Annotated in this window: 12 protein-coding genes; 6 read left to right on the forward strand and 6 right to left on the reverse strand. The window is 60.8% G+C overall.

Going from position 1 to position 15,088, the window contains the following annotated elements; genetic code table 11:
* Nucleotides 1-431 precede the first annotated feature (431 nt).
* Nucleotides 432-1,649: a bifunctional glutamate N-acetyltransferase/amino-acid acetyltransferase ArgJ gene (gene argJ / locus NW851_RS09015; protein ID WP_414333851.1), complete on the reverse strand. Its 1,218-nt coding sequence runs from the start codon at nt 1,647-1,649 to the stop codon at nt 432-434.
* A gap of 249 nt (nt 1,650-1,898) precedes the next feature.
* Between argJ and NW851_RS09020 the strand changes: the two genes are divergently transcribed.
* Nucleotides 1,899-2,705 carry an ABC transporter ATP-binding protein gene (locus NW851_RS09020; protein ID WP_414333849.1) on the forward strand — a complete coding sequence of 269 codons (807 nt, stop codon included), beginning with the start codon at nt 1,899-1,901 and terminating at the stop codon, nt 2,703-2,705.
* A gap of 64 nt (nt 2,706-2,769) precedes the next feature.
* A complete protein-coding gene (locus tag NW851_RS09025) occupies nt 2,770-3,756 on the forward strand; it encodes an ABC transporter permease (protein ID WP_414337918.1) in 987 nt (328 codons plus the stop codon).
* Between the two features lie 104 nt (nt 3,757-3,860).
* Here the strand turns inward: NW851_RS09025 and NW851_RS09030 are convergent, their stop codons facing one another.
* Together NW851_RS09030 and NW851_RS09035 are read right to left on the reverse strand one after the other, a co-directional pair.
* A complete protein-coding gene (locus tag NW851_RS09030; protein WP_414333846.1) occupies nt 3,861-4,874 on the reverse strand; it encodes a phosphate ABC transporter substrate-binding protein in 1,014 nt (337 codons plus the stop codon).
* Between the two features lie 92 nt (nt 4,875-4,966).
* Nucleotides 4,967-7,117, reverse strand: a complete 2,151-nt coding sequence (locus NW851_RS09035; protein WP_414337922.1) for a ribonuclease catalytic domain-containing protein — start codon at nt 7,115-7,117, stop codon at nt 4,967-4,969.
* 416 nt (nt 7,118-7,533) lie between these two features.
* Here NW851_RS09035 and NW851_RS09040 point away from each other — a divergent pair, with 416 nt between their 5' ends.
* Entirely contained in the window at nt 7,534-8,166 is a 633-nt protein-coding gene (locus tag NW851_RS09040; protein ID WP_414337924.1) for a response regulator transcription factor, read from the forward strand.
* Nucleotides 8,167-8,355: 189 nt separating this feature from the next.
* On the forward strand, nt 8,356-9,564 hold the full coding sequence (locus NW851_RS09045; RefSeq protein WP_414337926.1) for a Coenzyme F420 hydrogenase/dehydrogenase, beta subunit C-terminal domain: 1,209 nt from the start codon (nt 8,356-8,358) through the stop codon (nt 9,562-9,564).
* A gap of 225 nt (nt 9,565-9,789) precedes the next feature.
* On the opposite strand, the gene NW851_RS09050 is transcribed toward NW851_RS09045, so the two are convergent.
* Nucleotides 9,790-10,986: an aspartate aminotransferase gene (locus NW851_RS09050; RefSeq protein WP_414333839.1), complete on the reverse strand. Its 1,197-nt coding sequence runs from the start codon at nt 10,984-10,986 to the stop codon at nt 9,790-9,792.
* A 163-nt stretch (nt 10,987-11,149) separates the two neighbouring features.
* Between NW851_RS09050 and der the strand changes: the two genes are divergently transcribed.
* Together der and smpB are read left to right on the forward strand one after the other, a co-directional pair.
* Complete coding sequence (gene der / locus NW851_RS09055; protein ID WP_414337928.1) at nt 11,150-12,526, forward strand: ribosome biogenesis GTPase Der; 1,377 nt, start codon at nt 11,150-11,152, stop codon at nt 12,524-12,526.
* A gap of 35 nt (nt 12,527-12,561) precedes the next feature.
* Entirely contained in the window at nt 12,562-13,026 is a 465-nt protein-coding gene (gene smpB / locus NW851_RS09060) for an SsrA-binding protein SmpB (protein ID WP_414337930.1), read from the forward strand.
* Between the two features lie 212 nt (nt 13,027-13,238).
* On the opposite strand, the gene NW851_RS09065 is transcribed toward smpB, so the two are convergent.
* Nucleotides 13,239-13,841, reverse strand: coding sequence for a glutathione S-transferase family protein (locus NW851_RS09065; protein ID WP_414337933.1), 603 nt, complete (start codon nt 13,839-13,841; stop codon nt 13,239-13,241).
* Between the two features lie 217 nt (nt 13,842-14,058).
* Nucleotides 14,059-15,069 (reverse strand): GTPase Era, encoded by a 1,011-nt coding sequence (gene era, locus NW851_RS09070; RefSeq protein ID WP_414337936.1) that lies wholly within the window; start codon nt 15,067-15,069, stop codon nt 14,059-14,061.
* Nucleotides 15,070-15,088: the final 19 nt, after the last annotated feature.

Below are 15,088 nucleotides of genomic sequence, written 5' to 3' on the forward strand. Positions count from 1 at the left end.
CGATTAAGCTAAACCGAGAGAGGACAAGGCTTTCCCAATCATGCTGACCGCACAAATCACCTTGCTGGTCTATGGAGTTTTACCTAGTCGGCGATAGACTGAACTACTCTGAAAAATAGCCCACACTATGCTCAGCGTAGCCGAGGTTTAGCACAGCTAGGTATGTCGCGCCGAGAGAGGCGGCCAGCTATAATGCCAAGCGCCAGCATGGAGCCCTGGAGATCTTCCTCAGGGCGTCGCGGCATGCCGCCTTTCTGCTCAGCAATGAGCGGGATGCCATCGCTTCATTGCTGGGTAGCAATATGGGGACTCCGTCCCGCTGTTGCGAACAGCAATGTTCAGCGTAAATGTATCGGCTCTAAGTCTTTTATCGGAGGACTGGTTGGGGCCACACTCGCGTTCGATTCGGTGGTCATAATGGGATCCCTCCTTTAGGTGGTGTATTCGGCGTTGATGCGCACGTAATCGTAGCTGAGATCGCAGCCCCAGGCCATGCCCTGGCCGGATCCCTGGTGGAGATCCACCGTGAAGGTTACCGGATCCCCCTTCAAGTACTCAGAAGCCGCCTGGCGATCAAAATTCAGGGGCATGCCCGCCTGCATAAGCAGAAAATCTCCCAAGCGAATCTCCAAGCAGCGGCTGTCAAAAGGGATCCCGGCCCGACCGGCGGCGGCGGCCACCCGTCCCCAGTTGGGGTCGTTGCCAAAGGCTGCCGCCTTTACCAAGGGAGAGCTGGCGATCACACGGGCCATCTGCCGAGCCGACCTGTCGTCGGGGGCGCCTTGGACGCGGATTTCCAGCAGCTTGGTCGCCCCCTCCCCGTCGCGGGCAATGGCCTTGGCCAGATGGATGCAAACTTGGTTGACCATCTCCGCCAAAGTTTGGGCGGCTGCTGTGCCGGCTTGAATAGCCGGGATCCCGCTCCGGCCATTGGCCAGGGCCAGGAGCATATCGTTGGTGCTGGTATCCCCATCCACGGTGATTTGGTTAAAGCTGAGGTCGGCAGCTTGCTGGAGGATCTGCTGCCACAGATGGGGATCTACAGCCGCGTCGCAGGTCAAGAAAGCCAGCATCGTGGCCAAGTTGGGATGGATCATGCCAGATCCCTTGGCAATGCCCCCCAGCCGGACGGTGTACCCGTCGATCTCGGCCTCTAGGGCAACGCTTTTGGTCACCAGGTCGGTGGTGAGGATGGCACGGGCAGCACTCTCCCCTCCTGCTGGCGAGAGGCTGTCGATCAGGCGGGGCAGGGCTGCCTCAATTTTGGCCATTTCCAATTGCCGCCCGATCACCCCCGTCGAGGCCGTGAGCACCTGTTGGGCCGGGATCCCCAACCGTTCTCCCACCCAGAGGGCCAGTTGGGCGTTGTTGCGTTCCCCTTCTTCTCCGGTACAGGCGTTGGCTTGGCCGGCATTGCAGAGAATAGCCTGCACCGGCTGCCCTTGGGCGAGGATCCCTTGGTTGTAGGTAACACAAGCGGCCTTGACCTGGTTGGTGGTAAAAACACCCGCCCCCACCGCCTCGCAGTCAGCAACGATCAAGGCCAGATCCGCAGCTCCTGAGGGCTTGAGGCCGGCGGCCACTCCAGCAGCTCGAAACCCTTGTGGGGCAGTGACGGCACCTTCAACCGGTTTAAATTGGGATCCCATGCGTTCCTCGGCCAGGTGGGGGTCGGCAATATCATAGCGGCTTGCGGCTCGGGTTTGGGTTCAGGGCAAGTTTTGCCTGAGAAACCTTCTGAAAACCCGTCCTGAGGGCAAAAGTTGTAGTTCTACTAACCAAGCAGAGGCGGCAGAGAGGGTTATTTTTAAAGTATGGGGTGTGCCTGTGTAACCTTCTCTCCTCTTTGCTGGATTTGCAAGGTACCCTCTTGTCCCCTCCCCTAGGAACTGCAAGCCATGCCTGCCCCTGTCATTACCCTTAGCCATGTCAGCAAGGCCTATGCCAATGGCACGGTGGCTTTGCAAGACATGAACATGACCATCCAAGAGGAGCAGTTTGTCAGCTTGGTGGGGCCATCTGGCTGTGGGAAAAGCACGGTGCTGCGGCTGATCGCAGGGCTGGGTGACCTAACCACCGGCTCTATCGAATGGGGGCAAAACACCTCCCAAGGAGAGCCCAAATTGGCCTTTGTGTTTCAGGAGCCGGCCCTCATGCCCTGGGCAACGGTGATGGACAACGTGCGCCTGCCCCTGAAGTTGGCCGGTGAGCCCAAGCCAAAAGCCGATCGAGATGTTCTGGAAGCTCTAGAACTGGTGGGCCTACGGGGGTTTGAGCGCCATTTTCCCCGCGAGCTGTCCGGCGGTATGCGCATGCGGGTTTCCATTGCTCGCGCCTTGGTAACCAAGCCGCAGGTGTTGCTGATGGACGAGCCTTTTGGTGCTTTGGACGAGATCACCCGCAGCAAGCTAAACAGCGAGCTGCTGGAGTTGTGGCAAGAAAAGCACTGGACGGTCATCTTTGTTACTCACAACATCTATGAGGCTGTCTATCTTTCCAACCGCGTGGTGGTGATGGCGGCTCGTCCGGGCCGGGTGGTAGCCGATATTCCCATCGATGCCCCCTATCCCCGCTCGGAAGAGTTTCGCACCTCAACCCTTTACAACGACTACTGCCGTGAAGTGTCGGCTCGTCTCCAGGAAGCCATGTATGGCGCGGCTCAGGAGCCTTATCTGCGTCCCCTCTCGGCCGGACGTTCGCGCTGACGGGATCCCTTCCTTGACGGTGTTCCCTGTTGTGTAGAGCCCCCTTCCTCATCAACCTCAGGATATGTTCGATGCTTTCCTCTCCCTTTTCAATTGGCTGTATCGCCGGCTGGGATCCCTTGGCGCGGCGGAGCGCTTGTCTCTGCCTTGGCCGGATTGGGCTCCGCCCAGGCTGACCGGAGCGGTTAGAGAACAACTCAGGTTCCAACCCACGGCTGCCGCTGCTGGGCCGAGTGCTGCGCCGGCAAAGGGGTTGGATCTGGGCCGCTGGTTCAATCTGGAGGTGATGGCCCCCGTTATTGTCGGGATCCTCTTTTTGGTGGGCTGGGAAGTGGCGGTGCGGGTGACAGGAATGCCCCACTATCTCTTGCCGGGGCCGATTTTGGTGGCGCAAACCCTTATCCGCGACTGGGGAACGCTTTTTCCTTCTCTGTTGATTACTCTGCAGATCACGGTGGTGGCCTTTTTGGCCGCCACCGTATCCGGGCTTGTGCTGGCGATTGTGTTCACCCAGAGCAAGTGGATCGAGCGCAGCTTTTTCCCCTATGCGGTGCTTTTGCAAACAACGCCCATTGTCTCCATCGCGCCGCTGATCATCATTTGGCTGCGCAACAACACCTTTGCCGCGATGGTGGTCTGCGCGTGGATTGTGGCTTTTTTCCCGATTCTTTCCAACACCACTCTGGGGTTGAACAGCGCCGATCACAACCTGCTCAACCTGTTTCAACTGTACAAGGCCAATCGTTGGCAAACCTTGATCTACCTGCGGCTGCCCAGCGCCATGCCCTATTTCATGGGGGGCCTGCGCATCAGCGGCGGCCTTTCTTTGATTGGGGCGGTGGTGGCGGAGTTCGTGGCTGGTACCGGTGGGCAGCGAGCTGGGATCGCCTACCAGATCTTGATCTCCAGCTTCAACCTGCAGGTGCCGCGCATGTTTGCAGCCTTGATCTTGGTTACCGGCTTGGGGATCCTGATCTTCATTTCCCTAGGCGCCTTATCGGAGAGGGTATTGGGCAAGTGGCACGAGAGCGCCATGCGCCGAGAGAATTGAACTGTGACATACTCCCGCACTCCTGCTGGCGCCTAGAGTGCAGGCTTTGCCAATAGTGACTCCTGCCATCGCAACCGGCTCCGCGCCGCTGCCGCTGTGGGTTGCTATCGAAGGGGGATGAACTCGGTGCGGCCAATGATTTGTTGGCCTTGATCCGAGAGGGCATAGTTGATGAAATCGGCCACCGCAGGGCTGGTTCTCTGAGGTGCTACCAAAAACACGTTGCGGGCCAGAGGATAGCGGCCACTTTGGATAGCCTCGCGGGTGGGCATCTGGCCGTCGATGGGCACCATCCTCACCGTTTGCTGGTTCTGCACCTGATCCACGGTGCTGTAGGTGATGCCGTCTTCTCCCAAAGCCCGCAGGAGAGGGGTGGTGACATCTTCGGTGGCGGTGGTGAAGTAGGGCGGGTTGTCGGGGGCAAAGGGCAGCCCCAGCAACACCAGCTCTTGGAAGACAGTGTAGGTGCCGCTCTGGGGGGCGCGGTTGAGAACGCGAATTGGGCGATCCGGGCCGCCCACCTGACTCCAGTTGGTGATCCGACCCTGGAAGATATCGGCCAATTGCTGCAGCGTCAGGCCGCCTTTGTAGGGGTTGTTCACCCCCACCGCCACCGCCAGGGCATCTTTGGCCACCGGGATCGCCTGCAAACCGGCCTGCACTTCGCTGGCATTGAGGGGGCGGGAGCTGGCGGCCATCTGGATGCGCCCTTCCATCAGGGCCTTGAGGCCGGCATTGGAGCCGTTGGGTTTGCCATCCGGGATCCCGTAGGTGAGGGGAATGCCGGGGTTGCGCTGGCTGTAGCCTGACTTCAAGGCCAAGACAAGGCGAACCATTGTGACGCTGCCATCCATCTGCAGCACCGCCGGGTTGGGCAGGGAAGTGTCCAGCTTAACCGGGCCGGCAGGCAGATTGGGGGCTTGCGCCTGGGGAAGGTTGGGTGCCGTCGGTGCCTGTGGCTGGGCAGCCGGAATCTGGCTGGGGACAGAAGGCACGTTCCCTCGATTCAGGAAAGAGTCAAGCAGGCCGGAGCGATAGGCATACCAGCCGCCTCCCCCCAGTATCGCCAGCAAAAGAATGTAAACAATCGGAGGCGGGCCAGAGCTTTGTGCGGTCATGGGATCCCCCCAGAGAAATTCGCAGTCCAGACATTATGAGACCTTCCCCCTCCGTTGTATCAATTACCTGGGGAGATTGGGTAAGCGTCAGGTTAAGGGGCATCCCGTCCCACCTCGCGCAGCTCGATCACATCCGCGCGGGGATCCGCCTGCACGACTTCCAGTTCAATCCAAGCTGCTAGAGGAACCTGGCGTTCTAGGCGTACCGGCACCCGAAAAGCGATCTCATCCAGCAGGGCCAGCACCAGGTTTTCTTGCTCGCGCAGATAGCCCAAGACCAAGGCCCGCCAAATCTGCCCCGGTCGCTGGCGCAGGTACTCAATGCTCCAGTAGCGCTTGGACTTGCGCTCCACTTGAACCGCTTCTGCAGTGCCCGGCTCAATGGCCAGCAACAACTGCTGCACCTCGGCTTCGGTCAAGGGCAAGGGATCCCCGCGCAAGAAAGCCTTGATCTGGTAGTGGGCCACCAGATCCAGGTAGCGGCGAATGGGGGAAGTTACTTGACAGTAGGCATCGAGACCCAGCCCCGTATGTCGCCCCGGTTGGGTGGCCACCTCTGCCCGCGATAGACAGCGCATGATGGCAAAAGATCTCACCGGCCCCTGGGGATACAGATCCAAAACCTCCGGCGGGGGGAGCTCAGGGGCCGGCTGCAGGCGATAGGGCACCGGGATCCCGTTTTGGCAAGCAAAGCGAGCAGCCACCTCACCGGCCAGCACCATCATCTCCGCCACCATCTGCCGCGCCGGCGTATCCTCAATAACACGCAGGTGGGGGATCTCGTCCATGACCTTGATATCTTGCTCCGGCAGGCCGATCTGGATGGCCCCTTGAGCCAGGCGCCAGGCGTAGCGCCAGCGAGCGGCCCGGGCAATGGCCGTCAGTTGTGCCTCTGCCCCCAACTCCAGCATCTCGTCGGCATCGTCATAGGTGAGGCGGTAGTTGACCTTGATTTGGCTAAGGCAGATCTCGTAGTTGCGCACGACACCGTCGCATCCCAGCCGGATGCCGAAGCTGAGGGCAGGCCGCACCTCCCCCTGCACCAAGCTCATCAGGCCGGTGGACAGCTCCGGTGGAAACATCGGGATCACCCGCTCGGGCAAATAGACGCTGGTGCCCCGCCGGCGGGCCTCCAGATCCAAAGGATCCCCCCACTGTACCCAGCAACTGGGATCGGCAATGTGGATCCAGAGCTTGATCTCCTCATCCGACCAAAACTCGACGCTGAGGGCATCGTCGATATCGCGGGTGCTGGCGTCGTCGATGGTGTAGGTGTGGAGATGGGTGAGATCGCGGCGCAGATGGGGATCCAGGAAGGGAGGAGGGCCGCCCAGCAAAGTTTGGGTGTAGCGCTCCACCTCCTTGGGAAATTGGGTGGGGATCCCGGTGAGGCGCAGAGCCAGGTTCTCGTGGCGGCTCCACAGGCCCAGGGCCACCAGGGCGTCAAAGGCTCCTTGGGGAGTGTCGGGAAATCCCATCAGTTGCAGCAGTTGCGAGGCCCGTTCCCGATCCGAGGGGGTGAGGTTGTGGGAGAGATCCTCGTGGCTGCGAATGCTGGCCGCCGCTCCCTGCAGAGCTAGGCGCTCCAGCAGCTCCAGACGGGCTCGCTCCGCTGGGGTCCAAGTGTACTTTTGCCCAGGCTGGGCCACCGCTGCCCTTAGGCGGGCCTCAAACTCGGCCTGTTCCTGCTGCCGCTGCTGGGTAACGGCAATTTGATGGCGGATTTCCTTCACCTGCGCCGGGGTACGCGGCTCGTAGCCTTCCCCCTTTGCCTTAAAGTAGATGAAATCCTCACTCAAAAGGCGGTAAGCAGCATAAGTAGAGACCGGGGAATCGTCGGAAAACAACAACTGGGCCATCTCCGACAGGCTCAGGAGCCGGCGCTCCTCCTGAACCAATTCCCAGGCCAAAGCTAAGCTTTCGGGATCCAACTTCGCCTGCACCGCCTGCCAAAAGCCGGGAATGTCGGAAGCCGTGAAACTGGATCCCCCATTCAAGGCAAAGGTAATTTGGCGAGGGTGAACGCTGTGCACCTGCCCCGAAGCCACGCCCAGCAGTAGGTTCTTTTTGCCCTCGGTGCCCTGAACCACGGCCAACACACGGTCGTTATTGTGGCGAAACTCCACCAGCGTGCCCTTTTCCACCCTCTCTCCCCATGTCGGCTGTCGTTGAAGCGCAGGCTCTCCTCCATTTTCCACCAGCTCTGCCCGCCTGCCCACGCGGAAACCCCGGCCAGAAGACATGCAGACACGAGAACTGGCAATCTTTGCACATCAATACTTAAAGAGAATATGGGTATACGGTACTATGTATACATGAGACACCTATGGGATACAGGCCTTCCGGTAGATTGTGGTTACGTATTCCACACTGCGATTCCAAGGGAGGGGCAAGTTCTGACAAGTTTCTGGGATCAAGTTACCAATTGAGATCCCCAAATTGCGTAGAGATACTGTTGCCAGCATTTCTCAAGCATGCAGTTTCCACTTCCATATGGTATTCTGAGCTCTGAGGGTAGGATACAGTTACCCCAGGCTGCTACTTAGTTAAGCTAGGGGTGTGCCATAGGAAAGCACCCATCGTGGTTTGTTTTCCCTAGACAAAGGTTAGGGAAGCAGATCCCTGCTTTTTCCCTCTTCTAGCGCTCAAAAGGTCAGCCGTGGACAACCCAAAGCGACTGTTGCTTGTCGATGACGATCCCAACCTGATCCTGCTGGTAAAGGACTACCTGGAGTTTCGCGGCTATGAGGTGGTGGCGGCGAGCAACGGTCAAGAAGGGTTAGAGGCGATGCGCCATTTCACGCCGGATTTGATCATCTGCGATGTGATGATGCCAGAGATGGATGGCTACACGTTCGTCCAGACCATTCGCTCCAACAGCGCGACGGACTGGATCCCGGTGATTTTTTTGTCGGCGCGCGGGCAAACGGCGGATCGGGTGCGCGGGCTCAATACGGGGGCAGATGTTTACCTGGTCAAGCCCTTTGAAGCGGAAGAGCTGGTGGCCCAGGTGGAGTCGGTTCTCAAGCACACGGAGCGCCTGTTGCAAATGCAAAGTGTCGGCATTCAGCCGGTCATCAAGCTGGAGCGGGAAATTGAGCTGACCCCGACGGAAACCAAGGTGCTCCAGCATGTGGCCAGGGGGATGTCCAACCGCGAGATTGCCGAGGTGATGGGGGTGAGCCAGCGCACCGTCGAAAGCCACGTCAGCAACATGCTGAGCAAAACTGGCTTGCACAACCGCACCGAGCTGGCCCGCTGGGCCCTCGAAAGTGGTTTGGGCAGGGGCTGAGGGGCCGCCGAGAGAACTTCTGCTGTCCAGTGGGGTGGTCGAGCTGTGGGCCTCACTGGGCGGCGGTGAAGGTGGCCAGTAGGATGGGGGATCCCTCAACTTTTCTGCCCTTGTCCGTCGTTTTGGCAGCAAACTGAAGAAAGTGAGGTAACCGGTCAGGGTGCCTCTGTCCACTACGGTCTAGAACCCATGGGATCCCGTTTACCGCGTCCGGCTCGGCCCATCCGCTCCGGCCACTACCCGGCCAAAGAGCTGTGCAGCCAGTGCGGCCTCTGCGATACCCGCTATGTCGCCTACGTCAAAGAAGCCTGTGCCTTCTTAAACCAGCAGTTTACCCACCTGGAAGAGCAGACCCACGGGCGATCCCGAGAGTCGCTGCGCTCCGAGTCGGCTGCCGTCAGCGACAGCGACTACTTCGGCGTCTACGAGGCAATGTACACGGCCCGCAGGCGGGATCCGATCCCGGGTGCCCAGTGGACGGGCATCGTCAGCAGCATCGGCATGAAGGCCCTCAGCAGCGGCCTAGTAGAAGGGGTGGTGTGCGTGCAGGCGGATCCCCAGGATCGCTTTCAGCCACGGACTGTCTTGGCGCGTACTCCGGAGGCGGTTTTGGCGGCGCGGGTCAACAAGCCAACCCTCTCCCCCAATCTCTCCGTGCTGGAGCAGGTGGAGCAAAGTGGTCTCAAGCGCCTCTTGGTTATCGGGGTGGGCTGTCAGATCCAGGCTTTGCGGGCGGTGGAGAAAAAGCTGGGCCTAGAGAGGCTTTACGTGCTGGGCACGCCCTGTGTGGACAATGTCAGCCGCGCCGGCCTGCAGAAGTTTTTGGAAACCACCAGCCGCTCCCCGCAAACGGTGGTGCACTACGAGTTCATGCAGGACTTCCACATCCACTTCAAACACGAAGACGGCTCGGTGGAAAAGGTGCCTTTTTTCGGCCTTAAGACCAAAGAACTCAAGGACGTATTTGCCCCCTCTTGCCTTACCTGTTTCGACTACGTCAACGGCCTGGCAGATCTGGTGGTGGGCTACATGGGATCCCCCTTTGGCTGGCAGTGGCTGCTGGTGCGCAACTGGCGCGGGCGGGAGCTCTTGGATCTGGTTTGGGAAGAGCTGGAAACCCAACCGGTGATCTCGCAGGGATCCCGGCGGGCGGCAGTGCAGCAGGGGATCCAAGCCTACGAGCAAGCCCTGAGCTTGCCCATGTGGCTGGCTCGGATCCTGGGGGCAGCAATCCAGCGCTTTGGGCCCCGTGGCCTGGAATATGCCCGCTTTTCCATTGATTCCCACTTTGTCCGCAACTATCTCTACCTGCGCCGCCACTACCCCCATAAGCTGGAGCAGCATGTCCCTCCCTTTGCCCGGCGCATCGTAGAGCAGTACCAACTCCCCTCTCCCTAAGGGAGAGGGGTTGGGGGTGAGGGCAACTCCCTAAGGGAGAGGGGTTGGGGGTGGTCGCGTTAGCGGCGCGGAGCGCTTGGGCAACTCCCTAAGGGAGAGGGGTTGGGGGTGGTCGCGTTAGCGGCGCGGAGCGCTTGGGCAACTCCCTTGGGGAGAGAGGCTGGGGGTGGTCGCGTTAGCGGCGCGGAGCGCTTGGGCAACTCCCTTGGGGAGAGGGGTCGGGGGTCAGCAATAGCGGATCCCGGCTTCCGCCCAGCGGTCGATGGCCTGGCCCAAGCGCTCGCAATCGGCAATCAGGCTAATTCGCACATAGCCTTCCCCCCCTTCCCCAAAGGCGTTGCCAGGGGTTACGACCACGCCCGTAGATTCCAGCACCCGCAGGGCAAACTCCGTCGATCCCTCAGGAGTGCCATCGGCAGTGCGGGGGGTCGGGATCCAGAGGTACATCGTCGCCCGCGGCGGCTCAATCTGCCAGCCCAGCTCCGCCAGGCGGCTAATGAGATAGTCGCGCCGGCGGCGGTAGCGCTCCTGCACCTGCTGTAGGTAGCTCTCTGGCAGGGCCAAAGCCGTCTCGGCCGCCTTTTGCAGTGCGCCAAAAATGCCGTAGTCGAGGTTGGTTTTCAGGGTGCGCAGGCTCTGGATGATCTGGCGGTTGCCCACCACAAAGCCCACCCGCCAGCCGGCCATGTTGTAGGTTTTGGAGAGGGTGTGGAACTCCACAGCCAAGTCCTTGGCGCCGGGGATCTGCAGCAGGCTGGTGGGCCGATAGCCGTCAAAGGCCAGCTCCGCGTAGCACAGGTCGTGCACCAGAATCAGCTCATAGCGGTGGGCAAAGGCCACCACTTCTTCAAAAAAAGAGCGGGGCGCCACCGCCGCCGTTGGGTTGTTGGGGTAGTTGAAGTAGAGCACCCGCGCCTGCTTGGCCACCTCCGGCGGGATCTCCTGCAGGTCAATTAGCCACTCCTTCTCGGGGCGTAGCAGCAGCGGGTAGATCTGCCCGCCGGCAATCATGGGCCCGCGAAAATGGGCCGGGTAGGCGGGGCTGGGCACCAGCACCAGATCCCCCGGATCCACGTAGGCCAAGGCCAGGTGGGTCAGGCCCTCTTTGGATCCCAAAAGAGGCAGCACCTCCCCATTGGGATCCAGCTCCACCCCGTAGCGGCACCGGTACCAATCGGTGATCGCCTGGCGGAAGCTGGCCGTGCCCTCGAAGGGAGGGTAGCCGTGGTGGACGGGATCGGCGATGGCCGCCTGGGCTGCCTCCACCACCGGCTGGGGGGTGGGCCCATCGGGGTTGCCCATGCCCAGATCGATCAAATCTAGCCCCTGCTGGCGGGCGCGGGCCTTCAGCTCATCCAAGCGGGCGAAGACGTAGGCAGGCAGCTTGTTCAAGCGTTGGGCGGGGACGAGAGCGCGGTTCATACAAATAGAAAGGCAAGCCGACACCTGGCTCACTTGGGGTTAACTGCACAGCTTACCGCCAGACCCGCACCTGAAGCAATGCGAAGCAGGGCCGAGCTTGGGTATCTCGGATCCCAAAGGCTAGGATAGAAATCTAAGTTCGGTTTTGTGGCAAGGCAGAGCAGTGGCTTTACCCCTTGTGGCCGTTGTGGGTCGCCCCAACGTGGGCAAGTCCACCCTCGTCAACCGCCTGGCGGGGGTGCGTTCCGCCATTGTCCACGATGAGCCGGGCATCACGCGGGATCGCCTCTACCAAGAGGTGGAGTGGAACGGGCGTCGCCTGCAGGTGGTGGATACCGGCGGCCTGGTCTTTGGCGACGACAGCGAGTTCTTGCCCCACATCCGCCAGCAGGCCATGGCGGCGATGGCGGAGGCGCACGCTGTGATCTTTGTGGTAGATGGCCGTGAGGGACTGACCCCCGCCGATCGGGAAGTGGCCGATTGGCTGCGCAAACAACCCCTGCCGGTGGTGGTGGCCGTCAACAAGTGCGAGTCGGGGCAACTGGGCCTGGCCCAGGCGGCGGCTTTTTGGGAGTTGGGGCTGGGGGAGCCGATCCCCTGTTCCGCCATCCACGGCAACGGGGTGGCCGAGCTGTTGGAGGCGGTGCTGCCCCATTTGCCTGAGGTAGACGAAGCTGCAGCAGCAGCGGATCCCATCGCCGTGGCCATTGTCGGCCGGCCCAACGTGGGCAAGTCCAGCCTGCTCAACCGCCTGGTGGGATCCCAGCGGGCCATCGTCAGCCCCATTGCCGGCACCACCCGCGATGCCATCGATACCGTCGTTACCTGGGAAGGGCAGCCCTACCGTCTCATCGACACCGCCGGGATCCGCAAAAAAAACCGGGTGGAATATGGAGTGGAGTTTTTCAGCATCAACCGCGCCTTCAAAGCCATCCAGCGCTCGGACGTGGTGCTGCTGGTCATTGACGCCCTCGAGGGAGTGACCGAGCAGGATCAGCGGTTGGCCGGCCGCATCGAAGAAGAAGGCCGCGCCTGTATCGTCGTCGTCAACAAGTGGGATGCCGTCGAAAACAAAGATACCTACACCCTCAACGAGTTCACCCGCGAGATTCGCGACAAGCTTTACTTTATCGACTGGGCGCCGCTGCTGTTCATCAGCGCCCTCACCGGGCAGCGCACCCACAAGATCTTTGCCCAGGTGAATACGGTGGTGGCCGCCCATCGCAAGCGCATCGCCACCGCCGTGGTCAACGAGGTGCTCCAGGATGCCCTCGCCTGGCAATCGCCCCCCGCCAACCGCCAAGGCAAGCAGGGCAAAATCTACTACGGCACCCAAGTGGCGGAGCAACCTCCCACCTTTCTCCTGTTTGTCAACGATCCCGATCTCTTCAAAGACAACTACCGCCGCTACTTGGAAAAGCACTTCCGGCAAAACCTCGACTTCACAGGCACCCCCATTCGCTTTCGTTGGCGCGGCAAAGCCGAGCGCCTCGTGGGACGGGCAGTGCAAAAATTAGAGGGATCCCTGGCCTCTCGTTAGGCCCTCTGGAGGACGGAGCTCTATTCTGAAAGCCTATGGCTGTGGATCCCAACGTCAAAACCCTGGTGGAGAATCGTCGCGCCCGCTTCGAGTACGAAATCTTGGAGACCTACGAAGCCGGGCTGCAACTGACCGGCACAGAGGTGAAATCGATACGGGCGGGCAAAGCCAACTTACAAGACGCTTTTGCCCTCTTTCGCGATGGCGAGGCCTGGCTGCACAACCTGCACATCTCCCCCCATGGCACCGCCAGCAAGGTGTTCAACCACGATCCCACCCGCCGCCGCAAGCTGCTGTTGCACCGCCGCGAGATCGACCGGCTGCGGGGCCTGGTGGAGCAAAAGGGCCTGACCGTGGTTCCCCTGAGGCTGGTGCTCAACCGCGGCTGGATCAAAGCCCATCTGGGCGTGGCCCGCGGCAAAAAGCTCCACGACAAGCGGCAGGCCATTAAAGAGCGGCAAACCCAGCGAGAGATCCAGCGAGAGCTAAAGGGGCGCTAAGGCTCGCCAAGCTTCCGGCAGCTTCCAATGGGGTGGCCAGCGGGGCAGCCTAGGCGATCCCAAATGCCGCTGGAGCCCTTCGTTGCAGCGATTTCCAGTTTTCCCCTCCCTTGGGCAGAGAGGCTGGGGGTGAGGAATCCTCCGATAGGCTTGGAAGCAAAATCCAACTCGGTCGGCTGCAGGGGGAGGGAAGGAGCCGCCGCCAGCAAGTTCTAGGCACCAGGGAGGGGGAAGAAGCGGTCGGTGGTTTTCACCCGCTCACACCAGGCGCGGATGTTGGGGAAGGGTTTGAGGTCGAACCCACCTTGCTCCGCCACGTGGGTGTAGGTGAAGAGGGCAAGGTCGGCAATGGTGTAGCGGTTGCCCACGAAAAACGCCTTCCCCTGCAGATGGCCTTCCATGATCTCCAGGGCATCTGTGCCGAATTTCAAGTTCTGGGCGATCAAGTCGGCGTGGGCCTCGGCTTGGCCGGCCCGCACCCAGAAGCGAGTGGTGGCAATGTAGCGGGCAATGCGGGTTTGTTCAAAAAATAGCCACTTCAAGATCTCGGCCCGTTCCAACTTGTTTTGGCCGTAGAGGGGGGTGTCTTCTGCCAGGTAAACCAAGATCGCGGCAGACTCGGCCAGGACGGTCCCGTCTTCCAGCTCCAAAGCCGGGATCTGGCCCAGAGGGTTCTTGGCCAGGTACTCGGGGCGGCGATTTTCTCCGACCCTAGAATTGACTTCAACCGTCTCGTAGGGGATCTGCAACTGCTTGAGCAGCAGCTCTACTTTGTAGCAGTTCCCAGAAGTTGGGATCCCGTACAGTCGCAACATTGTCGTTAACCTCACCCCAAAACGCCCAATATAACGCTCAATATAAAAACTCCGTATAAAAACTCCGTATAGAGACTCCGTTGAGCTGCAGGGGCTTTGCTATCCAGGCTGACGCAAGAATTCCGGCCAGAATCCAGCATCGTGGTCTATAAACCAGCCCCATCGAGACGCTCCCTGCCGCCGGCGCTGCTCCCAGAGGAGAGTCTACATTTCGGCGCTAGGGGGGCATAGCCCTATAGCCCAAGTCGCGCAGGAGGTGCTCGGAGCGCCGCCAGTGGGGCCGCACCTTGACGAACAGCTCCAGGTAGACCTTGCCCAGGATCAGCTTTTGAATCTGTAGACGGGCGGCCTGGCCGATCTGCTTGAGCCTTTCCCCGCCTTTGCCGATGAGGATCCCTTTTTGCGAGTCCCGCTCCACGTAGAGGGTGGCCAAGACGCGGGTGACGGTGGGGGTTTCTTCCACCTGGTCGATGGTCACGGCCACCGAATGGGGCACTTCCTCGCGGGTATGCAGCAGCACCTGTTCGCGGATCAGCTCTGCCATAATGAACCGCTCCGGCTGATCCGTCACCAAATCCGGCGGGTAGTAGTAGGGGCCGGTGGGCAGCAGATCGATGGTGGCCTGGATGAGGGGCGCCAAACTGCCGGGATCCAGCGCCGACACCCAGATGACAGGGGCACCGGGGCGCAGGGCTTGGTAGCTCTCTTGGTGGGCCTGGCGCGCGGCAGACTCTTTGGGCAGTAGATCCACTTTGTTGCAGACGAGGATGCAGGGGGTAGCAGCAGGGATCCGCTCGGCGATGAAAGTGTCCCCACGTCCCGCCGGCACCGAGCCATCCACCACGAAGAGGATCACGTCCACTGCGGCAATGGCAGCCTGGGCGTTGTGCACCAAGATCTCCCCCAGGCGATGATGGGGCTTGTGGATGCCGGGGGTATCCACCCAGATGATCTGGGCTTGCGGCAAGGTGAGGATCCCTTGCAGCCGGTTGCGGGTGGTCTGGGCCACGGGAGAAGTGATGGCGATCTTCTGGCCCACCAAAGCATTCAGCAGGGTGGACTTGCCCACATTGGGCCGCCCGATCAGCGCCACAAACCCCGACTTAAAGCCCGGCGGGGCAACTGGAAGCGCATCGGCGACGCGAGAGGGCTGCGGTTCAGCGGGCGCTTTTCCCTGAGGGCCAGCAGGGGTTTCTTGGCTCTGCGCTCGTAGCTCTTCTTCAGCCATGGCCTTCCCCAGCCTTTGT

The sequence above is a fragment of the Synechococcus sp. H55.7 genome (genome assembly GCF_047462395.1).
In the GTDB taxonomy this organism is placed as follows: Bacteria; Cyanobacteriota; Cyanobacteriia; order Thermostichales; family Thermostichaceae; genus Thermostichus.